This is a genomic window from Psychrobacter sp. 1Y6 (genome assembly GCF_052258385.2).
GTDB lineage: Bacteria > Pseudomonadota > Gammaproteobacteria > Pseudomonadales > Moraxellaceae > Psychrobacter.
Map to the genome: position 1 here is coordinate 92,968 of NZ_JBQQEW020000001.1, position 23,025 is coordinate 115,992.

Here is a 23,025-nt window from a genome sequence, read left to right on the forward strand (position 1 = left end):
TTTTATTGCAAAGCTAAAATTATAGTACAATTTTTTAACGCTTTTCACCCTAAATCATTGCCCTTACCCTTGCCATAATCCCGCGACCAATTACCAATCTCACATAAATAATGGCAATGGCAAACAGCAATACGACTAACGCTGCACCGCCAATCGCCAAGCTTGTCCACGGCACACTAAATTGTAGATTAAACCATTGCGTGATAGCTGCCCATGCGCCAACGCTAGCGATAACGACGGCAAAGGTCGCCGCGCTAATACCAAGCACGCCCAGCTCCAAGATATTGAGCATATACAGGTCGCGCTTTTGCATACCGAGCAGTCTAAATGACGCGCTGTCTTTCATGCGATCTTGCGAAGTAGACAGTAGCGAGCTGATCAGCACCATGACCCCAGTGAGCAGGGCAAGCAAGGTGAACACATAGACCAAGCGGCTCATTTGTACCACCAGCTCTTGGATTTGCTTGGCAATAGCCGTACCATCGATCGTAGTGACCGCAGGGAACTCGCGTACCAGTTTGCCTTGTAGTTCTGGAATGTCATTCTCTGAAACGTGCGCAGTAGCAAACTGAATCTGCGGGGCAGCAGACAGTACAGACGGCTCAAATAAGAAATAGAAATACGGACTTGGGCCACGCTCATAGCGCGTGCGAATACTGGTAATCTGCCCGATGATTTCGATACCTTGAATGTTAAAACGCACCTGATCGCCCATACCGACATTGAGCATACCTGCGGCAGTGTCCAAGATGGACAAGGGCTTGATTTGTTCATTTGTCGCATCGATAGGGGTATATAGCGCATCGTCTGTGAGCGATTCAGTGATGTATTCGGTGTCCATGACCGTATCTGCATAGCTCAAGTTAAAGACACGCGTGGGATCATCAAACCCATCAGCAGGCTCGATATCTTTTGCCGGTACATCATTTGCCGTCTCTACACGCGCACGAATGACGGGATAATAAGTAACGGGCGCCTCAATGATCGCATCAATATCGTCATGTTGATCGCTCTGCACATCAAGCAAGAATAAGTTAGGCGCGTCTTCAGGATAGGCATTAATAAACTGAGCATTGATACTGTGATTGAGCGTGGTGATAAGCGTCAGCACTGCTACCGATAGCGATAAGGTAACAAAGAATAACGCTGATTGGTTGCCTTTACGCGCAAGGTTATGGATGGCGATACGCTGCATCCAACTGACCTTGGTATTACTTGCCAACTTGTTAAGCAGCCACAGCCACCCACGCGCCAATAGCCAAAATATCGCCACAAAGCCAATCAAGCCGCCCAATAACTGTGCGCCTAATGACAGTGAGCCAACTTCATAAGCAAAGAAGGCATACAGCCCTGCCAGCACCAAGCCATACCATAGTAACGGTACGCGTCGATACCAAGGCAAGTTTTGCGTCTGCGTGCTCGCCCCTTGATTGAGTAGGGTAGCGGGTTTGGTCGTGCTAAGCGCGCTCAAACCACGCTGCGCAATCAGCAACGTCAGGGCTAAGGCAATCACAATAGTTTTGATGGCGCTGATTGGATTAATGGCTAGACCAACGTCGGCTGGCAAGATAGCCACCAGATACGGCTGACCGATTTTAAGCAAGCCCAGACTAAGGGCAACCGCTGCGATACAAGCAATGACAGTCGTGACGATAAGCAACTGATAGTAGCTACGTTTGAGTGAGCCAAGTGGCTCGCCAAGCGCCAAGCGAATGGCGTTATTGGACTGCTGCTTACTGACAAACGCACTAATGACGCCGTACATGGCGACCGCAGATAGTAGTAACACCGCGATGACGAGCAGTTTTAAAAACATCAGCACATTATCAGAGATACGCGAGACAGAAGTGTCTGCGGACTCAGCGTCAGATAGCTCGATATCAGGATAATTGGTCAGGATATCTGTGAGCTTGTCACGCTGCGTGGTTATCAGCTCTGGGTCGCCTGCCATCTCGATACGATAGTTTATACGGCTACGTTGTCCCAACAGGTTGGTCGACGGGAGTGCATCTTGTTTCATCAACACCCGTCCACCAAAACCAAAGGTGGTCAGCGGACGGTCAGGTTCTTTGGTCAGTACATCACTGATCGTAAATTGCGCATCGCCAATGGTGATACGGTCGCCGACATCGGCCTGTAGACTACTGAGCACTTCTGGCGCGACGATCACACTGTCAGATGTTAGCTGATCCCACAGCGGCTGTCCTGAGGCAAGCTCCGCTGTACCGTATAAGGGATAAGACGGCGAGACGGCTTTAACGCTGGCAAGCAAGGTTTGCTCATCATTGACCAGCATGGCGCTAAACTGATAGTCATATACCGTCTGGGTATCAGCGACAGTTTCTACTTGCGTTAGTACTTCGCTTGGCCAGTCTTGCTTACTGTTTAGGATTAGATCCCCACCAACGAGCGCGCGCTGATTGTCATTGATGTAGCTATCGACAGACTGCTGCACAGAGTCGAGGGTCAGGTAGGTTGCAAGTGATAGGGTCAATGTCAGCAAGAATAGCAGTGGATACACCCAGCGTTGCCACCAACTACGGCTGAGTGCTTGTGAGCCTAGTGTTTGAAAACCTAGGGTACGAGTAAATAGTTGACTAAGGATGCCGCTAGGATAACTGGACTCTTGATGCATACTGGTATCAGTCTTTTTTGTATCAGGCGATTTGTTGTCTGTGGGCTTACTATTCATTAAGATACAATCCAGTTATTCATGTAGGTACAATGTGGCCGTCATGCATGGTGATGACGCGATCTGCCATCTCGGCCAGCGCAGGATCATGAGTCACAACCACCAATGCCGAGCCAACCTGTTGGCGTAAATCCAATAGCAGCTGCATGACTTGATCGGCATTTTGCTCATCTAAGTTACCCGTTGGCTCATCAGCAAAGACAATCTTTGGATGCGATACCAGTGCTCGCGCCACCGCTGTACGCTGCTGTTCACCACCTGACAACTGATTGGGTAAGCTGTTACGTCTATGACCTAAGTCGACTGCATCTATCAGCTCGTCTACCCGTGTTGGGTTTGGACGTCTGGCAATATCTAGTGGAAAGGCGATATTTTCAGCGACGGTCAGTGTGGGCAGTAGATGAAATGACTGAAAGACAAAGCCCATATCCTGTTGGCGTATCACCGCCAGCGCATCTTCGTCGAGGCTGCTAAGCATTTGACCTGCCAGCGATACCGTACCACTATCTGGATAGTCCAATGCTGCGAGTAACCCTAACAAAGTAGATTTGCCTGAGCCTGATTTGCCCATGATGACCACAAACTCGCCAGCGTTGACATATATATCTACGTCTTTAATGATGGACAGTTTTTGCTCACCGACTTGCACGGTTTTATTTAACTGTGAGGCGGTCAGTAGTGCTTGTGTCTTAGCGTCTGCTTGTGGCGTTGCTGTGGCAGTCGAAGGTGATGATGTCATTACAGTATCTCGTTAAGTAGTCTCGTTTGTCTTATTTTTTGTCGTATTGTCTTGAGCAGTTGCAGCTGTGTTATCGGTATTAGCTGTTTCTAACTCTTTTAACTTAGGCTCTAGAATAGGCAAGATATTATTATTAACGATAATCTCGTAGCCTTCTTTAGTCGGATGAATCGCATCTGCTTGGTTGAGCTCTCGGTTACCGCCGACGCCTTCTAAGAAAAATGGAATAAGCGTCAGGTTCATGTCTTTCGCAATACGAGGATAAATGTCTGAGAATGCCGCGACGTATTCACTACCTAGATTGTCATAGATCGACATACCGCCCAAGATGACGACACTGCCATTGTCCTGTAGATGTTTAACCGCAGTACGGATATTGGCTTCAATTGTGGCCACATCGATACCACGTATGGCGTCGTTAGCACCGATGGTCAATATGGTGATGTCAGGTTTGGTCTGCGATACCCAATCCAATCGATTGACCAATCCCGTACTGGTTTCACCGCTTAGACCTGAGTTGATAACTTTGGCGTTAGCGTAGCCCATCTCTTGCAGACGATCTTCTAACTGAGCAGGATAGTTGTCGTCTTTGTCCACTCCCAGACCTTCTGTCAGTGAGTCACCAAGCGCCAAAATAGTAAGTGATGAAGATTTGACCTGTTGTTCAGTTGAGGCTGCGGTTTCAGTTGCTACTGGAGCAGTGCTGGCTTGACTGTTGGTCGCTTCGGTACTGGTACTCTGCGTATCATCAGCAGGTGTCGTTTCAGCTTCTTTTTGACAGCCACTGATAGCCATTACAGCTGCGAGCATAGCAATAGCAGGCAAGTGCTGAGCAAAACGAGAGGGAAATTTCATCATGGGTGTTATGTCCTATATGCAATCAAACCAGTGTCTAGTCAAATCCTATCTAAACCAGATACAGTATCAGTCAGATAAATCATCAGGCGCGCTCAGTCTACTATTGGTAGTACTTTCACACGCCGTCCTTTTATCCGGATTATATTGAGTATCCAGCTTATATTAAGTATTGAAATTATATTGAATTGACTATAGCAAAATAAGACAGTGACCTATATTGCCCTAAGGTTAATTTAAGGCGGCTTTATTGCGCGTTAGCAATCATAGCCTTGTAGACCACAAAAACTGATAGAAATGAAAGCTGATAGCAATCAAATATATTTGCCATCGACCATCACTGGACGACTAACAAGCCAAGCAATCACGACGTTGACAATCATCAGTATCAGCATAATAAAAAGCGGCATACTCCAGCTACCAGTTATTTCATGCAGCCAGCCTGTACCCAATGGTCCAAAAAACGCAATGATATAACCAACTGCTTGAGCCATACCAGACAGCTCACTTGCCTGATTGGTCGTATAAGTACGCATAGAGAACAGCATCATGCTTAAGGTAAAAATCGCTGAACAGCCCATGCCCATCATGCCTGACCATAACCATGCCAAGTCAGTCGATAGGTAACTGACGCCCAATATACCAACGACGTTTAGCACAGCGGCGAACACTGCTAGCGCTTGAATAGGGCGACCGCGATTGACCAGCCAAGTTAAACTTAATATAGAGACTGGTGCCATAAACTGAAATACAGAGCCCATTTGTCCAGCACTAACGGCAGATAAACCTTTACTGACCCAAATCGACGGTAAAAAACTGGCGACGGTGTAAAACAATAATGACTGTAATCCCATAAAAATAGCAATCTGCCACGCAAAGGTGGTGCGCCACATAGAGATATCAGAAGAACCTAAGGCCGCAGGGATAACCGCTTGATGGTTAGATGAGCCCAAACGTACACGTAAGAATAGCCAAATCACGAAAGCAAATACACCTAGTATCGTCCAACCACCCAATGCCCACTGCCAACCAACTTGCTCAGATAACGGTAATACGACGCCTGCAACGATACCTGCTGCTGTGGTCATCGTTAGACTAAACAGACCAGTAATCAACGGAATATGTTGCGGGGTACGCTGTTTAATAACAGGTGCTGCCAAAGTATTAGCAAAGCCGATAGCGAGGGTAAGCAACAAAGTACCAATTAAAAACCCACTCCATGTCGGGATAGCAGTACGGATAATCATCCCTACCGTCAATAGCCCAATCATGGCAATCAGTGTATTCTCTAGCCCGAATCGCTTACCAATGGTTGGGGAAATCAGTGCACCAACGGCAAAGCTCAACATAGGCACTGCTCCTAGCCAGCCTATCTGAAACTCAGAGATATCAAGCGCGTCTTTTACCACTGGGGCGATAGAACCTAGCGCGACGATAGGTGCACGCATATTGGTTGCTAGCAGAATCATGGCACACAGAACCAACCAAAAGGTAAAGCGTGAGGAGGGCAGGCTGGATGAAGTAGATAGATTAGACGAGGTAGACATAGCAGCACAACGATGACAGCGAAAAAGAACACGTTATTAAACAGCGTCAAGAAATTGCCGCTTATAAAATAACACCAGAAAGCATTTACTCAGATACGTACCTAGACGGTAATCGATATCGTAAATTAGACCGAAAAATATATGTAGCGCGTAAGACATACATTCGCTGAACTGACTTTGCTAAATTGGCAGGCAGCTTAGTCAAAATGTATGGGTAGTTACTTCGAGTTACGGCTATAGAACAGTGATAATAAGAGATGGCGGTAATGACAAATCTTAAATAAGCAGTCTTATCGCACAATAAAAATAGCGCCAAGTCACTTCTGAATGACTTGACGCTATTATAAGAACATATGTCAGGTAAATGCTACCAGCGTATGGTAACCAATAGGCTATTAAACCGATTTACCCAATTGAGCAGCTCTCAATGCATTCTCTTGCTGTTCAGCGATTAGTGAATCGCACTTATTGGGATCATTACCACAAAACGAGCAATTTTCATCACCCATCAATTTGGCAACACCGCCACAAGACCCTCTAAGCGGCTTTTTTTTGACCATATAACCGACGCCCATAAAAATGAAAAATAGGACAAATACGGTGAAAGTAATGGCAAGCATAGGAAGCAGTTGGCTAAGCATAGAGGAAACCTCATTTTAAAAAATAGGGCAGTTATTAATAGTATTACCTAAGTCAATGACAGCTAAGCACCGTTAATAACAACTGTATAATAGTATAGCAAATTTTAGTGCGGCTCGTTGTGCGTTAACGTATTCTCTTGTTTCACATCTATCACTTACCAGTGGTATTTAGAGTGTGCCATCTAGAGTTTGGAGAGCGTTTAGAGTTTTTTATCAGCACGTAATGCTTTCATCGCTGGTGTCTGTACCACCTGCCAGTCATCGATATCATCATCAGCAGCTTCGTTAGACACATCGTCAGAACTCTTTGCTTTTACATCGTCAGCTAGTACCACAAACATGGCTGCTAGATTTTGTGTTTTAGCGAGGTCTAGTGCTTTGTGATAAGGCATCGCGGTAAGAGCAGTTGCCCACGCATCCGCCAATGCAACCGAATCAGCTGCGACAGTAACTGAAGGTGCACCGCCTGCAATAGGGTTGCCCGTTGTCGGATCGATAGTATGGCTATAGCGTTTGCCATCGAATATGACGGAGTTGCGATAGTTGCCAGAGGTCGCCAGATGCATTTGGCTAGCCGTGTTTTTGGGTTGACGAATAGCAGATATGGTTTGGCGTTCGCTGACGGTGCTGCCTTCGATAGGAGCATCAATCGCAATTTGCCATGGCTGCTGCTGGTTGTTCACGCCAGAGGTGGCAATTTCACCGCCGATCTCAACCATATAGTTACGAATTTGATAATCATCTCTCAACACGTCAGCGATGACATCGACGCCATAACCTTTGGCAACAGCAGAAAAATCTAAGCCAACGCCGTCTTTGGTTTTATAGATAGTGTCGTCTTTCTTTATGATGCTCTCAAAATCGACCAATGCTTTTGCTTGCGCAATCTCAACGGCAGTTGGCGGACTTTGTAGACGCTCGACTGTCATGGTACTTCCAAAGCCCCACGTGTTTACGAGTGGCATAACAGTAGGATCAAAAGCGCCGCCAGATTGCTGATAGACAATTTTTGACACATCTAGCACACGACTAAAATCAGCATCGATAGTGATAGGTTTGTCTTTGCCCAACCGATTGAACGTAGATATCGTTGAGTCGTTTTGATAAGTAGACATACTATCGTTAATTTGTTTCAGGCGCTCGTCTACCGCAGCTTGTATGACAGCTTCGTCCGCATCATCAGGCAATTGATAGCTAATATGGTAGCTCGTTCCCATCGTCTCACCGATCAGATAGTTATAGTCTGGGGTTTGCTGGCAAGCGCTGAGACCTAAAGTACTAGCAAGGCTGACGACGCTTACTAAGGTAAGGTGTAGAGATTTTTTGGAAGATAAGCTGGATATAGTGTTTTTCATAATATTTTCGGTATGGCGTAGAAATGAGTAGGGTGTAAAACAAGCCACGCTCATTTTACACCCCTTGAACCCAAAAATACCAACGAAGGCACCATTCAGCGACAATTCGTTCGGTTGAGCGAATTATTTCACTTGTGACTCACGTATGAGCTTATAGAGTTTTGGTGGAGAGACGCGGTTGACCCGTGTGGCCAGTTTTTCTTTACGACCAGCGACGATGATATATTCTTCTCCCTTGGTGAGCGCCTTCACGACTTGTTTGGCAAACTCAGTCGCAGTTAGACCATTATTGGTCGCTTCATCCATCGTACCCTGTGCGCTACCGTCGCCAGTCAACGCATTGATAGAGATGTTGGTCTGAATAAACCCGGGGAATATCGTGGCTACTTCGATACCTTGGTCATGTAGCTCAGCTCGCAAACTGTTTGCCCACATATGCAGCGCTGCCTTGGCTGCTCCATAAGCTCCGCGATATTGTGTACCCAATAGGCCTGCCACACTTGAAACCATCACGATTTTGCCGCCACCTTGTGCAATCATGTCAGGCAATGCCAATCTAGTAAGGCGCGTCTGAGCAAAATAATCTATTTCCATGATTTGGCGTTCAACTTCTTCAACCGTGTCCATGATGAGCGAACGCTGACTGATACCAGCATTATTGATGAGCCAGTCGATTTTCCCCGCCCGAGCTTTAGCAGTGTCATAAGCTTCTTTGGCTTGATTGGCATCACTGATATCAAAAGGAACGACGATATGTTTGTTAGCGCGTTTGCAGCTGCTTTTGACCGCCTCTAACTTATCACTGTCACGTCCACTTAGAATAATCCTAGCGCCGCGCTTGGCGAAGGCAACGGCTAATGCTTGTCCAATACCGCTAGAAGCACCAGTAATCCAAATGGTCAAATCTTTGTATTTCGTTTTCATAAGAGTCCTTTCTTAGTGTTTAGATAGTCCATAATATAGGATAATAAAGCGACTCTACTAGCTAGATTTGTAGCCTACAAAGCCACGACTATGTGTAAAAATCGCACAAAAAAAGAGCCTCAATTGAGACTCTTTTTTTATTCTTAGATTTGTGCTGTTAGATAAAGTATCTAACTTAACCACCGAAATCATCAAGCATGATGTTTTCGTCTTCCACGCCCATGCTGTGTAGCATGTCGATTACGGCAGCGTTCATCATCGGTGGCCCACACATGTAGTATTCACAGTCTTCTGGGTTTGGATGATCTTTCAGATAGTTTTCGAGCAGTACGTTATGGATAAAGCCTGTTGGACCTTCCCAGTTATCTTCTGGTAATGGGTCAGACAGTGCAACATGCCACTCAAAGTTATCGAATTCTTCTTCTAGCTGATCATAGTCTTCAACGTAGAACATCTCACGAATAGAACGAGCACCATACCAGAAGCTAATCTTACGATCAGTGTTCAAGCGTTTGAGCTGATCAAAGATATGTGAGCGCATTGGAGCCATACCAGCACCACCACCGACAAAGATCATTTCAGCTTCGGTCTTCTTGGCAAAGAACTCACCATAAGGACCTGAAACCGTCACTTTGTCACCAGGTACTAAGCTAAATACCCATGAAGACATTTTGCCTGGTGGAATACCGTCAGGACCACGTGGCGGTGGACTTGCGATACGGATGTTAAATTTGATGAGGCCTTTCTCTTCAGGATAGTTAGCCATTGAGTAAGCACGGATAACAGGCTCATCAACTTTTGAGACATAGTTGAAGATACCGAATTTTTCCCAGTCTTCTCTATATTCTTCATCAACCACAAAGTCTTTGTAGTGCACTTCGTGCGGTGGCGCTTCCAACTGTACATAACCACCAGCGCGGAAGTTTACTTCTTCGCCTTCTGGAATTTTTAGTACCAGCTCTTTAATGAAAGTGGCAACGTTATCGTTAGAGATAACTTCACATTCCCATTTCTGTACATCAAAGAACTCAGGGTCAATCTCAATTTTCATGTCTTGCTTAACAGCTACCTGACAAGCTAAGCGCATGTGATTGCGGATTTCACCTTGAGTAAAATAGCCTTCTTCGGTGGGCAAAATAGAACCACCACCTTCAATAACGCGGCAACGACACTGCGCACAAGTACCACCACCACCACAAGCTGAAGATAAAAATATACCTTCGCCCGCTAGCGTTTGTAGTAGTTTGCCGCCAGCTGGTGTCACCACATCATTATCGGGATTATCATTAATATGGATAGTGACATCGCCTGAACTGACCAGTCTTGAGCGCGCCGCCAAAATAATAGCGACGAGGCCCATGATGATCAAGGTAAACATAGCAACGCCACCAATCGCCGTAGCGTAATCCATGGTAGGTATCCTTAATCTATGGGGTAGGGGTGTGGGGGCATAATCTATGCTGTACCCAAACCTCTACCGAATAAATGAATTAAATAAGTCAAATAGCTAATGAAAGCTTTGAGCTTAGCGGTTTAGATGGACATACCACCGAACGACATAAAGCCGAGCGACATAAGACCAACCGTGATAAAAGTAATACCAAGACCACGCAGCGGTGCTGGAATATCTGAGTATTTTAGCTTTTCACGGATACCCGCCAATGCTGTAATAGCAAGTGCCCAACCAAAGCCTGCACCCACACCATAGACAACAGATTCACCAAAGTTATAGTCACGCTCAACCATAAATAGTACACCACCCAAGATGGCACAGTTTACGGTGATTAGTGGTAAGAATACCCCAAGTGCGTTATATAGACTCGGTACAAACTTGTCCAAGAACATCTCTAGGATCTGTACGGTGGCTGCAATCAAACCGATATAACTTAGCAATCCTAAGAAGCTCAAGTCGATATCAGGGAAACCTGCCCATGCCAGCGCACCATCTTTTAGGATGAACTGGAATAGTAAATTATTTAGTGGAACGGTAATTGCCATTACGACAACAACCGCAACACCTAGACCAATCGCTGTAGAGACTTTTTTGGATACGGCCAAAAAAGTACACATGCCTAAGAAGTAGGCAAGCGCCATGTTCTCAATAAAGACTGAGGTTATAAATAAACTAACATAATGTCCCATTAGTGACCGCCTCCATGTGCCATGCCTTTAGACTGCGGCTTCATTACAAACTCAGCTTCTTCAACTTGTTCTGGTTTCCAGATACGGACAACAGCGATGAACAAACCAATGATAAAGAACGCTGATGGTGGTAACAGTAATAGACCGTTTGGTATGTACCAACCGCCATCAGTGACTGGCTGTAGAATCGTAATACCGAACCAAGTACCAGCGCCCAATAGCTCACGGATAGTTGCGACGAATAGTAATACTGCTGAGTAACCAAGACCGTTACCAATACCGTCTAAAAAGCTTGGGACTGGTGGGTTGCTCATAGCAAATGCTTCAGCACGGCCCATAACGATACAGTTCGTGATAATCAGACCAACGAAAACTGACAAACCTTTACTGACGTCATAAGCCACTGCTTTTAGTACCTGATCAACCAAGATAACCAACGAAGCAATAATCGTCATCTGTACGATGATACGAATGCTTGATGGAATCTGCTTACGGATAATCGAGATAAAGAAGCTTGAAAATGCCGTTACCAAGGTCAATGCCACACACATGACCATAGCGTTAGCCATGCTGGTGGTGACAGCCAATGCCGAACAGATACCAAGGATCTGTAAGGCAATAGGGTTATTATCAAAGATAGGCGTGGTTAAAATGCTTTTAGTGTCAGCCATGTTATGCCTCCTTGCCGTTTGCTACTGGTAGCTTGGCTGCCAATTCGGTTTTAGGTTGAGCTGCCAGCTTTGATTGATTTGCTTGCGTATCTGCACCTTCAACCGTTTGGCCGCTCTTTTCGCGTAGCGTATCTAGATAAGGCTTATAACCTTGCTCGCCTAACCAAAACTGAATCATGTTGCTGACGCCGCGGCTAGTCAATGTTGCACCGCTGATGCCATCAACCCAGTTCTCTTTTGGGTTACCAGCTTTGGTTACACCAGTGGCAACGTTACCATTCTCGTCATAAGACTCGATACCGCTCCACTTTGCACGCCACTCTGGCTCTTCGATACGAGCGCCAAGACCTGGAGTTTCTTTATGCTCGTAGAAACTGATACCTTTGATGGTATTCATGTCACTTTCGAGCGTTAAGAAACCATAGATAGTGCCCCATAGACCGTAGCCCTGAATTGGCAATACAACCGTTTCTGGCTGACCTGCGTCATCATTTTTGACATAGACTTTGGCGTATTTTGGCTTACGACCAATACCAGCAGGATCGTTGTCACCCAAGTCTTCACTTAGAGCTTGGTTTTTCGTCGCTTGACTGGCGTCATAAGCATTACGATCAGGGATACCAGCAGTTTTTAGCGCATCGTCATCGAGATAAGTACCTTCGTTCAGATCAATGATTTTTACTTCAAAGTCTTTAAAACGTTCGGCGACATCATCTGCTGTATCAGACTCAGCGTCATACATATCAGCCGCGACTAAGATGTTTTTGTTGCGATCTAAACGTGCGTTTTCAACTTGCGCAGGCTTTAGACCAACAGCCACTGCTGAGACCAACACTGAACACACCAAGCATAGCGTCAAAGCCACACTGATGGTTTTCGCGTTATTACTTTTGGGCTTGGACATAGCGAACCCTCCGAGCGGTTTGGCGTTTGATATTTGCTTGAGTCACAAAGTAATCAAACAATGGAGCAAATAAGTTGGCGAATAGAATGGCCAGCATGATGCCTTCTGGGAAAGCAGGGTTGATGACGCGAATCAATACGGTCATAAAACCAATCAAGATACCGTAAGCCCAGCGGCCTTTGTTTGTATGCGCAGCTGATACTGGATCGGTTGCCATAAATACAGCACCGAAAGCAAAGCCACCGATAACCAAGTGCCAGTAGAACGGCAAGCTCATCATCATGTTGTCTTCAGAACCAATCATGTTGAACACAAGAGACGTAGCAATCAGACCGACCACACAACCTGCCATAATGCGCCAAGAAGCGATACGCGTCCATAGCAACACTGCAGCACCCATTAGGATAGCCAGCGTCGATACTTCACCGATACTACCTTGCATATTACCTAAGAATGCATCACTCCACGTGATCGCATTACCATAGACGTCGACGAAGTCCTGAGGAACCACACCAAGTGCTGCAAGGCCAAGAGGGGTTGCACCTGAGAAACCATCTACTGCTGTCCATACTGAGTCACCAGACATATAGGCTGGATAAGCAAAGTATAAGAATGCACGACCCGATAGGGCAGGGTTAAGGAAGTTCTTACCAGTACCACCGAACACTTCTTTTGCGACGACCACACCAAAGATAATACCTAGGGCAACTTGCCATAAGGGAATATCAGGTGGTAGACATAATGCAAATAGAACTGAAGTCACAAAGAAACCTTCGTTGACTTCGTGTCCACGGACGACAGCAAAGATAATCTCACAGAGAATACCTACCGCAAACGTCACAATATAAATAGGTAAAAACTGCATCGCACCATAGACAAAGCTGGCCCAGATACTGTCTGGGTTATAGCCTGCCATGCTAGTGATCACAGTACGCCAGCCTTCAGGCTGTAAGCCAAGCTGAGCGATAGCGGTTAGTGCTTGATGACCAATGTTGTACATACCCCAAAACATTGCTGGGAAGGTACATAGCCATACGGTAATCATAATACGCTTTAGGTCAATCCCGTCACGTACATGCGATGACGCATAAGTGGTTGAGCTTGGTTGACGTAAGAACGTATCAAACATCTCAAAAATAGCGTAGTACTTTTCGTGTTTGCCGCCTTTGGTGAAAGATGGCTCCATACGATCGAACATATTGTGTAAAAATTTCATCGTGGTTAGCCCTCCAGCTCAATGCGCGTTAAGTTATCACGCAAAATATCACCGAATTCATATTTGCCAGGAGATACAAAGGTGCATAGTGCCAAATCTTCTTCGTCCAGTTCAAGCACGCCCAAATCTACAGCGCTAATGATGTCTTCGACAATCAATGCACGTAGTAATTGAGTTGGTAGGTAATCTTGTGGCATGACTTCTTCATAGACACCGATTGGTACCATCGCTCGTGGTGAGCCGTTACTTGTCGTAGTAAAGTTGTATTTTTTGCCACCAAAAAACTGCGAAATATAGATAGGCAGTTTTGAGAAGCGGTTTTTACCTGGAGTAAAGAAATGGAACGCAGGACGCTCACGGCCTTCAGTCAATACACTGATCTGATTGTGAAAACGACCCAGATAGGCGATGTTTTCAAACACTTTGCGACCAGACAATACTGAACCTGAAATGATACGGTTCTCGCCAGCAGCCAGTTTACCTTTGGTTAATGCAGTAACATCAGCACCACGTTCAGTCATAACCAGATGCGGGTTAGTGACAGCAGGACCTGCTAAGCTCACCATGCGGCGCGTATATAGACGGCCTGTCGTAAACAATTTACCGATGGCAATCACGTCTTGATAACCAATCGTCCATACGGTCACACCGCGGCTGATAGGGTGCAAGAAATGAATATGCGTACCAGCAAGACCAGCTGGATGCCTACCAGCAAAACCATGATACTCAGTGACATTATTTGCTGCAGTTTTTGCAACTGGCGTCAGTTGGGTATCGCCATGATGGCAGACAAAGGTCTTTGGACTAAGCGTAGATAATACAGCAAGTCCATCATTGAACGCTTGTAGCTGCTCATTGATCACAAGCATCGGGTCAAATGCAAGTGGATTGGTATCCATTGCTGTGACAAAGATAGCATGTGGACGAGCGCCGATTTCGGGTGCGCGGCTATAAGGACGCGTACGGAACGCCGTCCATTCGCCAGAGGCAATCAGTTGGGTTTCAACGACTTCAGAGTCTAGGTCAGCAAGCTGCTGTGAGTCATAGCGCTCAAAGTCTACTTCTTCACCATTGGGGTCGACCGCAATCACAAGACTCTCAAACACTCGACGTTCGCCACGTTTAACAGCGACGACCTTACCGGCAGCAGGGGCAGTGTAGATCACGCCAACACGTTTTTTGTCTTCATAAACGGGCTGACCTTTGGCTACAATGTCACCTTCTTTGACATTCATAGTGGGCTTCATGCCCACATAATCATAGCCAACAAGTGCTACATGTGTCGGTTGGTGCTCAGATATCTCGCGGGAGGGTTCACCAGTGATGGGCAAATCCAAACCTTTTTTGATGGTAATCATAAGCGAAAACTTAGTCCATAGTCTAAAACGATACCAGACGTCCTGTTTGGTATATCGGTAGCATGAACGTTTGTATCACTCAACAAAGCCTTCAATCGTCTATTTCCTTTATAGTGAAATAGGGATGAAAGCTCTGTGAAGACAATACATGATCATAACTACTAGTAAGAGTATTAACGCTGACCTTAGACTCCTTAACAACACGTTAATGTCTTATTCGAATTACCAAAGTGGCGACTGGCTACCAAGGTGTATGCTAAAACCGTTTCATCGAAACCAATCGCTACAGCACATGGCTAAAAGAGACTGGTTTAAATACAAATGGCTTTATCACACGTTTCATTGAAATTTAAAACTTGTAACACCAGTATGTTTGACCATCTCTCGTTTACGAATACCGTTTACAGATATTCGATAGAATAAGAGTGTGGCCAAATAACGATCTATTAAGGTAGATGATATACTGGTTAAAAGACAAACTAGCTAAGCAACTGATAAGCAAACCTCACTTATTATAAGATGCTATAGTTTTAATCGTAACGGTTCTAATATAGTTAGCTAGTGATAGGGACTTGCAAGACATCTAATTAAGGTTAAATACCGCAGAATCGATGGTTTAGAGACTATTGGTTGAGATTTTTCAGATAGTCCTTTTTAGCAATTTCTTGGCCAATATTTTATTGGCGTATTGAGCGATTGCTCGATCCATCCTGATCACCATGCTGTATTAGTGAGTCGTAACAACTCCACAAAAAGCGTAACACATGGTTACTATCACATAGAAACAAATAAAAATTTACCTAGGATTATACGCTAAATTGACCTAAAATTGCCAGCCAGTAATAGAATTTAACGATTGTTGGTAGTGATTCTACGTACTAAAACTTATGGTTATGATTTTCTAGTTTCTGTCTTTCTTATTTGTATTCAAACAGATTGCTAACTTAGCGATGTCTTAGTTTTCGATCTGTCCATAATTTATGCTACTTTTAAGCAGCGTTTTCTCTCGTTATTTGATGCTTCGATAACGTTTCATTCTCAAAATTTTAATTTACTAAATTTATTGCCAATCTTGTGCTTTATAAGGAATGCTATATGTGTGCTGTGCCCGTCATTATCCCGGCTATTGATTTAAAAGATGGTAAGTGTGTACGTTTAAAACAAGGCCGTATGGAAGATGATACGGTGTTCTCTGATGACCCAGTTGCCATGGCAGCGCGTTGGGTAGATGAAGGCGCTCGTCGCTTACATTTGGTTGATTTGAATGGTGCTTTTGATGGCGTGCCAGTACATAGACAAGTGGTCAATGATATCACTAAAGCCTACCCTAACTTGCCTATTCAATTGGGTGGCGGTGTACGCAACATGAATACCATCGAGCAGTATATTACCGCAGGCTTGACGTATATCATTATCGGTACAAAAGCCGTTGAAGATCCTAATTTTGTCGCTGAAGCTTGCCGCGAATTTGCAGGGCATATCATCGTCGGTATCGATGCTAAAGACGGTATGGTAGCCACTCATGGCTGGGCAAACGTGACAGATACTAAAGCGACCGAACTTGCTAAGCGCTTTGCAGATGTCGGCGTGTCATCAATCGTTTATACTGATATCGCCCGCGATGGCATGATGCAAGGCGTTAACGTTGAACAAACCGTTAATTTGGCGCGTGAAGGCGGACTACCTGTGATTGCATCAGGTGGCGTTACCGATATGAAAGATATCGAGCTGTTAAAGCCGTATGGTGATTGTATCGAAGGTATTATTACCGGTCGTGCTATCTATGAAGGCACGTTGAATTTGAGCGAAGCGCAGCTTTATTTGGATAGCTAAATAAAGCTAGGCAGCTAATTGTCAGCAATCAGCTAAGCGAGAAAAATCCATAAAAAATAAAGGATGCTTATGGCCACTTACATTGACCGTCCAATAATACGCAGTTCTATAAAAGCGTGGGGTCAAATAGTGTTGCTACTAAGCATCCTTTTTGCGTTTTCAGCGCATGCTGCCAGTGAAGAAATTTCTGGTATCTCAGCAGCACTAGGTATAGAGACAACTGAAGGTGTAGAGACGATAGAGGAAAGCGTATCTAACGATAATTCTGCCACATCAGAAAATGAGACATCAAAAGTTGAAACCACAGAACTTGACAGCTCATTGCCAACGCCTGCTCCACCGCCAGTAATCAGTGGCGAAAGCACTAATAATGCTCAAATCGAGACCACACCAACACCGCAAAAAGACAACGACATTCGTCAACGTATCAGCGGTATTTTCTCTGAAATCGAAGGCTTACAAGCCGTCAATGTTAGTGTCACCCAAGGGGTCGTTACCCTAACGGGAGAAACAGCCAACGAAAAAAAAGCACAGCAAGCGATTAATTTAACCAATCGTCTAACAGATGTCGTCACTGTAGAAGACAGAATTAACCGCACGCTAGATGTTCAAGAGAATGTCTCAACGGTCTATCAAGGTTTAAAAGCGCAGGTGACGAATCTTGTGAAGGCGCTACCACTACTATTGGTCGGCATCGTTATATTTGCCTTGGTAGCATGGTTTGGCAGTTGGTTATCTAATCGCAAAAAGATGTGGCAACGTCTAACGCCCAATCCATTTGTCGCTGAGCTGCTGTCACAAACGGTCAAAGTCATCTTTATTATCTTTGGTCTGATTCTAGGACTAAGTCTGATAGGTGCAGAGACTATTTTAGGTACATTGCTTGGTGGTGCAGGTGTCATTGGTATTGCGGTTGGTTTCGCAGTCAAAGATACCATTGAAAATTATATCGCTTCACTAATGCTGAGCATTCGCCAACCTTTTCGGGCCCGTGACCATATCGTAATTAATGGACAAGAGGGCATCGTGGTTCGTTTGACCTCGCGCGCGACGATACTGATGACACTGGATGGTAATCAGCTGCGCATTCCTAATGCTGAGGTCTTTAAAGGTACCATTCTAAATTACACCAAAAATCCTGAGCGCCGATTCACCTTTGAGCTAGGCGTTGATGCCAATGATGATCCTTTAGCAGCAATCAAAGTCGGGTTAGATGCGATACATACGCTGGCGTTTGTCTTGAATGAACCAAAGGCAATTGCGGTCATTACCAATGTGGGTGATTCTAATATTGTTTTGGAATTTCAGGTTTGGGTAGATCAATCAGAGACTGACTTTGCCAAAGCACGCAGTATCGCCATTCGTGAGACCAAGCACGCACTAGAAGACAAAGGCTTTAGCTTACCTGAGCCTATCTATCGTCTGCGCTTTAACAACAAGTTAGAAAAAGCCTTTGAACACATGCAAAGCAGTGCCAACAATGCTAATAATGTTCAATCTGATATAACGATTACGCCGACTATCCCTGAACCTGCTGAAACAAATCAGGTCAGCGAGAGCCATACGGATGACCAAGATAAAAAACAAGCCAAGGCTCGAGCCAAAACCATTTTGCAAGGTCGCAGTGCTAATGAGGTTCTCGACGCCCGTCCTGACGACAAGCTGATGGAAAAGGTTGAGCAAGAGATTGCTCAAAGCTCAGATGAGACTGATTTATTGAATAATAATAGCCCGCAAGAATAGGTATTAGGCGTTAAATAAGGTTTAGGCATAAAAAGTGCAACAGAATCTATATTTGGTGGTTATTCAAATACGGGGCTTTTTATGGAAATGAAACACGTTATTATCTTTGCAGTAATTGGTATTGTGGCATTGCTTGGCTTTAACATTATCAATGGCAATAGTCGTGAACAAAATAGAGAGATTGCAACCAGTAGTGTAGCGGATGAACAGCCTGATTCTACAGTAGCTACCTCTGATACAGATATTACTAGCCAGCCACTTAGTCAACAGCCGAAAGCTATCGTAGATAGTGCTACCAGTAAAATTGACCAAGCACAGCAAGCCGAGCAAGACCGTATAGAGCAATTGGACGATGCGCAATAGGCACAATCACAATAAATAGCTATATCATTGATGATTGAAAAGTACACAGCATAAAAAAGGCTAACGATTACGTTAGCCTTTTTTATTGTATTACAACATTAGTATCCAAGTATCAGTCTAAGCTTAGCTTTTTTTGGCAGCGCCTCTGCGGTTGCTGCTTCTTTTTGCTGGAGTTTTCTTAGGCTGCTCTTTCTTCGGTTGACCTTTTTTGCTTTGGTTCATTGCACTAGATTGCAATTTAGCCTTCAAATCAAAATCAATTTGTAGCAGATCCATGTTGACACCTGCAACCTTCACTTTAACTGAATCGCCCAGCCCAAATAGCGTGCCTTTATCTTTACCGATAAGCTGCTGTTGCTGCTCATCGTAGACAAAGAAGTCATCACCAACGTTTGAGATATGAACCAAACCATCGATATATAAGTCAGTTAATGTGACGAATAGACCAAAGCTAGTAACTGTAGTCACAACGCCTTCGAACTCTTCACCGACATGATCGGTCATATAATGACACTTGAGCCAAGACTCTACATAACGTGATGCTTTTTCTGCACGGCGCTCTGTATCTGATGTTTGTGTACCAGCACCTTCAAGAGAAAAGTCCATAACAGGTTGTTGGCTGTTAGTGACTTTCGCTTTAATCGCACGATGCAGCATCAAATCTGGATAACGGCGAATTGGCGAGGTAAAGTGGCTATATTCGTCATATGCTAAGCCAAAGTGACCAATATTGTCAGGTGCATAGTTTGCTTGCATCATTGAACGCAGCAGCATGCTATGAATACTGATGGCATCTGGTCTATCTTTAGTCGCTTCGATAATGCGTTGATAATCCGCTTGCGTTGGATTCTCTTCTGGGAATGGTAAGCCAAAGTTTTTCGCATATTCATGAATACGCATCGACTTCTCATTATCAGGCTTATCATGGTTACGATATAAAACTGGTAACTCATGCTTAAGCGCAAAGTTTGCCGCACAAGTATTGGCAAGCAACATACATTCTTCGATTAGCTTCTGAGAGTCGCCACGAGTGCGTGGTAAAATCGCTTCGATTCCGCCTTTCTCATTGAACTTGATATACGTCTCAACCGTTTCAAACTCCATTGCATGACGTTCTTCACGCTTTTTAAGCAGTAGCTCATACAATTGATGTAACGTATCAACAGATTTTTTAACGTCTTTATTACCTGTTAATGATTTAGGTAATCTCTTATCATTCGGGTTCACAAGATAATCATTTACTTGATTATAGGTGAGACGGGCTTGTGAGTGCATCACTGATGGATAGAACTCATATCCAGTCACTTTACCAGCGCGTGATATCTTGATATCAGCAACCATACATAAGCGATCTAGATTAGGGTTCAGTGAACACAGACCGTTAGATAACACTTCAGGCAACATCGGAATCACGCGATGCGGGAAGTATACTGAAGTACCACGCTCATAGGCATCTTGGTCAAGTGGTGAATTCGGTGTCACATAATAGCTGACATCCGCAATCGCAACCACAACACGGTAGTTACCACCAGAGCGCTTTTCAGCAAATACAGCATCATCAAAGTCACGAGCATCTTCACCATCGATAGTGACAAGCGGTAGATGACGTAAGTCTGTGCGACCTTTTATGTCTTTCTCAGTTGGCTCTTGATAGTCATCAGCTTGTTTAAGCGCAGCTTCGCTAAAATCTGATGGAATATCATAGTTGAGCAGGGTAGTCTCAATAATCAATTCACGATCATTATCGTCAGACAGAACTTCAGTGATTTTACCAGTGGCAAATTCATGCTGGTTTGGCCAGTCAATGATATCGACTTTAACAGGAGCGCCTTGTTTGATATTTAGCGACTGAACATTGTCATCAGTAACCGTAATCGGTTGATGATTGTTTGGGCTACCAAGCTCAACACAATAGCCGTCTTCATCACGAGCAAGTGTACCGATAAAGTTGTTTTGACGACGTTCGACAACATCGACGATACGCCCTTCGGTACGTCCACGATTGTCTGTCGAAGTGCCGACGGCTGCTACCGTATCGCCATTGAATACCCAGCGCATTTGTTTTTCATGCAAAAACAAATCTGGCATATCACTTAGCACCACAAATCCAAAACCTTTTGGATGTGCAGAAACTGTACCTGAGACGATATCTTGCTTGGTCACTGTGCGATAGCGATAAGGACGACCATCACGATTTACTTGGCCATCACGCGCCATTGCTTTTAGGCGATTGCCCAAAGCATCAAACTGATCAGGGTCATCAATGTTAAAGGCTTTTGCCAATTGTTGATGCGTGACTTCCCCATGCTCGTTAATCGTGCTGAGTATCAGCTCACGACTAGGAATCGGGTTGTCATATTTTTTTGCCTCACTTGAGGCGTTTGGATCATTCCAACTCATAAATTACCGTATCTATTTTTAAAATTATTAATAGTGGCTATCTTAACACGAACGACGTCGCAATATCTTGCGTCAATTGTCTTATGTGTATTCGGTAGCAGGAAGCGGTCAGTTTTCTAGCGACCGCTATAGGGATAAATCAAATATCAATATCGACATTGCTAGATTGGTTAGTGATTTTTTTACTATCCAACTCTTTTGAGACTTCTAATACCGTAGTCTGATTTGATTTATCCAAGTATTTTTGTGCTTTATCTACTTCAGTGGTCAGTGTATTGACCGTTTGCTTCATATTCTCTAGCGCTTCAATTTTGTAATTACTAATCATATCCATAGTGTCATAGACATTATTGAAGGCATTTTGCAGTTTATCAAGCTCAATGCTACTGCTAGTCGCCTGCTCATGAATCTCACCTGACTGACGTTTAAGCATCGCTGACGTTGATTCAATCAAACTGCTGGTGGTTTTATTCAATGCAGTGATTTGATCTAGTACCAATTTTTGATTGGTCATTGCTTGTGCGACGACAACAGCCGTGCGTAATGCAGACACAGTAGTCGTGGTTGCGCGATCGACCCCTTTGATCAGCTCTAAGTTATTACGGCGAATAGTATCAAGCGCCAAATAGCCTTGTACATTCACTGCTAACTGAGTTAAAAAATCAGTGTTTTTTTGACGGACATAAAACAACATCTCTTCTTTAATGATGCGGACTTTTTCTGGATCTGTTGCTTCTATCGCATAGACCTTTTGCTCAAGTTGCTCATCAATCTTTTTGCCAACGTAGACATATTGACGAATAGACTGCATCAGCTCCCACATATTGACTTTTTCTTGCTCAATCATCGCATTGTCTTTGAGCAATTCATCTTTACCATTATAGAGACTGGTAACGACCGCATTGATATGTGATTGCGCTGATTCATATTGGCGAAAATAATCTTGTACTTTGTTGCCGAACGGAATGAGACCGAACAACTTGCGCGAGCTGGTCAGCTCTTTTTTGCTCGGATCTAAGTCTTCGACAATCCCGCGTAGTTCTGTCAACGATTTGGCGATAGGGGAATTATCAAATAAGCTGTCATTAAGACTTTTTGCGGGCAAATCTAACATTCGGTTAGATACTTGTGCAGATTCGCGAATCTCTTTGGTACCTAGATTATGAATAGACTGCACGTTCTGTCGAAACTCATCGCTATTCACAGAGTTGGTAATCACATGATCAACAAAAGCATCAACCTTGGCATCGAGCTCAGGAATTTGGCTTTCATCCAATTTGACCATCTGATCTGCTTCACTTTTCTGTATTTCTTTAACAGGTTCAGGTGCTGTTAGAGAGATACTGGGAGTTGTAGCGTTTTCTGGTGGTGTCAATTCTTGCATGAAATATCCTCTGATATCGGAGAAGGGAAGTGTTTTTTGTCAACGACTCTGACAGTCGTGGTATACATTGTTTTTATTTATACACTTAGCTTTTACACACTTATAGATTTGTCTTTAGCTCGTACTAACTTCTATCAAATAATCACTAGTTACTGCTAAATACTAACTAGTAAATATAACTAGACCTTTAGATTACCGTGTAATCAGAAAGTTGAGAAGGTGGATTTTGTAAAATAGCGTCAGTCAATGATGCTAGGC

At 44.3% G+C, this 23,025-nt stretch carries 18 protein-coding genes; 3 read left to right on the forward strand and 15 right to left on the reverse strand.

Going from position 1 to position 23,025, the window contains the following annotated elements:
- Positions 1-49: 49 nt before the first annotated feature.
- From ACTXGF_RS14030 to ACTXGF_RS14090, 13 genes are all read right to left on the reverse strand, one after another.
- Entirely contained in the window at positions 50-2,692 is a 2,643-nt protein-coding gene (locus ACTXGF_RS14030; RefSeq protein WP_443532988.1) for an ABC transporter permease, read from the reverse strand.
- Positions 2,693-2,711: 19 nt separating this feature from the next.
- On the reverse strand, positions 2,712-3,431 hold the full coding sequence (locus ACTXGF_RS14035) for an ABC transporter ATP-binding protein (RefSeq protein WP_443532986.1): 720 nt from the start codon (positions 3,429-3,431) through the stop codon (positions 2,712-2,714).
- A gap of 12 nt (positions 3,432-3,443) precedes the next feature.
- Positions 3,444-4,289, reverse strand: a complete 846-nt coding sequence (locus ACTXGF_RS14040; RefSeq protein ID WP_443532984.1) for an arylesterase — start codon at positions 4,287-4,289, stop codon at positions 3,444-3,446.
- A gap of 311 nt (positions 4,290-4,600) precedes the next feature.
- On the reverse strand, positions 4,601-5,833 hold the full coding sequence (locus ACTXGF_RS14045; protein WP_443532982.1) for an MFS transporter: 1,233 nt from the start codon (positions 5,831-5,833) through the stop codon (positions 4,601-4,603).
- Positions 5,834-6,228: 395 nt separating this feature from the next.
- Positions 6,229-6,474, reverse strand: coding sequence for a (Na+)-NQR maturation NqrM (nqrM, locus tag ACTXGF_RS14050; protein WP_057762175.1), 246 nt, complete (start codon positions 6,472-6,474; stop codon positions 6,229-6,231).
- A 200-nt stretch (positions 6,475-6,674) separates the two neighbouring features.
- On the reverse strand, positions 6,675-7,829 hold the full coding sequence (locus ACTXGF_RS14055) for an FAD:protein FMN transferase (RefSeq protein WP_443532980.1): 1,155 nt from the start codon (positions 7,827-7,829) through the stop codon (positions 6,675-6,677).
- Positions 7,830-7,952: 123 nt separating this feature from the next.
- Positions 7,953-8,753 carry an SDR family oxidoreductase gene (locus tag ACTXGF_RS14060; RefSeq protein ID WP_443532979.1) on the reverse strand — a complete coding sequence of 267 codons (801 nt, stop codon included), beginning with the start codon at positions 8,751-8,753 and terminating at the stop codon, positions 7,953-7,955.
- A 175-nt stretch (positions 8,754-8,928) separates the two neighbouring features.
- Positions 8,929-10,164, reverse strand: coding sequence for an NADH:ubiquinone reductase (Na(+)-transporting) subunit F (gene nqrF / locus ACTXGF_RS14065; protein WP_102078341.1), 1,236 nt, complete (start codon positions 10,162-10,164; stop codon positions 8,929-8,931).
- Positions 10,165-10,286: 122 nt separating this feature from the next.
- The gene (gene nqrE, locus ACTXGF_RS14070; RefSeq protein ID WP_011281361.1) at positions 10,287-10,895 is read right to left on the reverse strand and encodes an NADH:ubiquinone reductase (Na(+)-transporting) subunit E; all 609 of its coding nucleotides are present in this window, start codon (positions 10,893-10,895) and stop codon (positions 10,287-10,289) included.
- The gene (locus ACTXGF_RS14075; RefSeq protein WP_101204727.1) at positions 10,895-11,566 is read right to left on the reverse strand and encodes an NADH:ubiquinone reductase (Na(+)-transporting) subunit D; all 672 of its coding nucleotides are present in this window, start codon (positions 11,564-11,566) and stop codon (positions 10,895-10,897) included. Before ACTXGF_RS14075 ends, nqrE begins: the two co-directional genes overlap by 1 nt.
- Position 11,567: 1 nt before the next feature.
- Positions 11,568-12,470, reverse strand: coding sequence for a Na(+)-translocating NADH-quinone reductase subunit C (locus ACTXGF_RS14080; RefSeq protein WP_165598635.1), 903 nt, complete (start codon positions 12,468-12,470; stop codon positions 11,568-11,570).
- Positions 12,451-13,686: an NADH:ubiquinone reductase (Na(+)-transporting) subunit B gene (locus ACTXGF_RS14085; protein ID WP_057762164.1), complete on the reverse strand. Its 1,236-nt coding sequence runs from the start codon at positions 13,684-13,686 to the stop codon at positions 12,451-12,453. Before ACTXGF_RS14085 ends, ACTXGF_RS14080 begins: the two co-directional genes overlap by 20 nt.
- A 5-nt stretch (positions 13,687-13,691) precedes the next feature.
- Positions 13,692-15,044 carry a Na(+)-translocating NADH-quinone reductase subunit A gene (locus ACTXGF_RS14090; protein WP_443532976.1) on the reverse strand — a complete coding sequence of 451 codons (1,353 nt, stop codon included), beginning with the start codon at positions 15,042-15,044 and terminating at the stop codon, positions 13,692-13,694.
- Positions 15,045-16,139: 1,095 nt separating this feature from the next.
- Here ACTXGF_RS14090 and hisA point away from each other — a divergent pair.
- The 3 genes from hisA to ACTXGF_RS14105 all read left to right on the forward strand — a co-directional run bounded on the left by hisA (position 16,140) and on the right by ACTXGF_RS14105 (position 18,983).
- Positions 16,140-16,877 (forward strand): 1-(5-phosphoribosyl)-5-[(5-phosphoribosylamino)methylideneamino]imidazole-4-carboxamide isomerase, encoded by a 738-nt coding sequence (gene hisA, locus ACTXGF_RS14095; RefSeq protein WP_102094878.1) that lies wholly within the window; start codon positions 16,140-16,142, stop codon positions 16,875-16,877.
- Positions 16,878-16,946: 69 nt separating this feature from the next.
- A complete protein-coding gene (locus ACTXGF_RS14100) occupies positions 16,947-18,620 on the forward strand; it encodes a mechanosensitive ion channel domain-containing protein (RefSeq protein WP_443532973.1) in 1,674 nt (557 codons plus the stop codon).
- An 81-nt stretch (positions 18,621-18,701) separates the two neighbouring features.
- Positions 18,702-18,983 carry a hypothetical protein gene (locus tag ACTXGF_RS14105; RefSeq protein ID WP_443532971.1) on the forward strand — a complete coding sequence of 94 codons (282 nt, stop codon included), beginning with the start codon at positions 18,702-18,704 and terminating at the stop codon, positions 18,981-18,983.
- 123 nt (positions 18,984-19,106) lie between these two features.
- Here the strand turns inward: ACTXGF_RS14105 and rnr are convergent, their stop codons facing one another.
- Both rnr and ACTXGF_RS14115 read right to left on the reverse strand, forming a co-directional pair.
- The gene (rnr, locus tag ACTXGF_RS14110; RefSeq protein WP_443532969.1) at positions 19,107-21,383 is read right to left on the reverse strand and encodes a ribonuclease R; all 2,277 of its coding nucleotides are present in this window, start codon (positions 21,381-21,383) and stop codon (positions 19,107-19,109) included.
- Between the two features lie 139 nt (positions 21,384-21,522).
- A complete protein-coding gene (locus ACTXGF_RS14115) occupies positions 21,523-22,767 on the reverse strand; it encodes a toxic anion resistance protein (protein WP_443532968.1) in 1,245 nt (414 codons plus the stop codon).
- Between the last annotated feature and the right edge of the window lie 258 nt (positions 22,768-23,025).

What these genes read in the sequence shown, in the direction of transcription:
- ACTXGF_RS14030 (WP_443532988.1), bottom strand. Translation starts at nt 2,692, where the DNA reads ATGAATAGTAAGCCCACAGACAACAAATCGCCTGATACAAAAAAGACT.
- ACTXGF_RS14035 (WP_443532986.1), bottom strand. Translation starts at nt 3,431, where the DNA reads ATGACATCATCACCTTCGACTGCCACAGCAACGCCACAAGCAGACGCT.
- ACTXGF_RS14040 (WP_443532984.1), bottom strand. Translation starts at nt 4,289, where the DNA reads ATGATGAAATTTCCCTCTCGTTTTGCTCAGCACTTGCCTGCTATTGCT.
- ACTXGF_RS14045 (WP_443532982.1), bottom strand. Translation starts at nt 5,833, where the DNA reads ATGTCTACCTCGTCTAATCTATCTACTTCATCCAGCCTGCCCTCCTCA.
- nqrM (WP_057762175.1), bottom strand. Translation starts at nt 6,474, where the DNA reads ATGCTTAGCCAACTGCTTCCTATGCTTGCCATTACTTTCACCGTATTT.
- ACTXGF_RS14055 (WP_443532980.1), bottom strand. Translation starts at nt 7,829, where the DNA reads ATGAAAAACACTATATCCAGCTTATCTTCCAAAAAATCTCTACACCTT.
- ACTXGF_RS14060 (WP_443532979.1), bottom strand. Translation starts at nt 8,753, where the DNA reads ATGAAAACGAAATACAAAGATTTGACCATTTGGATTACTGGTGCTTCT.
- nqrF (WP_102078341.1), bottom strand. Translation starts at nt 10,164, where the DNA reads ATGGATTACGCTACGGCGATTGGTGGCGTTGCTATGTTTACCTTGATC.
- nqrE (WP_011281361.1), bottom strand. Translation starts at nt 10,895, where the DNA reads ATGGGACATTATGTTAGTTTATTTATAACCTCAGTCTTTATTGAGAAC.
- ACTXGF_RS14075 (WP_101204727.1), bottom strand. Translation starts at nt 11,566, where the DNA reads ATGGCTGACACTAAAAGCATTTTAACCACGCCTATCTTTGATAATAAC.
- ACTXGF_RS14080 (WP_165598635.1), bottom strand. Translation starts at nt 12,470, where the DNA reads ATGTCCAAGCCCAAAAGTAATAACGCGAAAACCATCAGTGTGGCTTTG.
- ACTXGF_RS14085 (WP_057762164.1), bottom strand. Translation starts at nt 13,686, where the DNA reads ATGAAATTTTTACACAATATGTTCGATCGTATGGAGCCATCTTTCACC.
- ACTXGF_RS14090 (WP_443532976.1), bottom strand. Translation starts at nt 15,044, where the DNA reads ATGATTACCATCAAAAAAGGTTTGGATTTGCCCATCACTGGTGAACCC.
- hisA (WP_102094878.1), top strand. Translation starts at nt 16,140, where the DNA reads ATGTGTGCTGTGCCCGTCATTATCCCGGCTATTGATTTAAAAGATGGT.
- ACTXGF_RS14100 (WP_443532973.1), top strand. Translation starts at nt 16,947, where the DNA reads ATGGCCACTTACATTGACCGTCCAATAATACGCAGTTCTATAAAAGCG.
- ACTXGF_RS14105 (WP_443532971.1), top strand. Translation starts at nt 18,702, where the DNA reads ATGGAAATGAAACACGTTATTATCTTTGCAGTAATTGGTATTGTGGCA.
- rnr (WP_443532969.1), bottom strand. Translation starts at nt 21,383, where the DNA reads ATGAGTTGGAATGATCCAAACGCCTCAAGTGAGGCAAAAAAATATGAC.
- ACTXGF_RS14115 (WP_443532968.1), bottom strand. Translation starts at nt 22,767, where the DNA reads ATGCAAGAATTGACACCACCAGAAAACGCTACAACTCCCAGTATCTCT.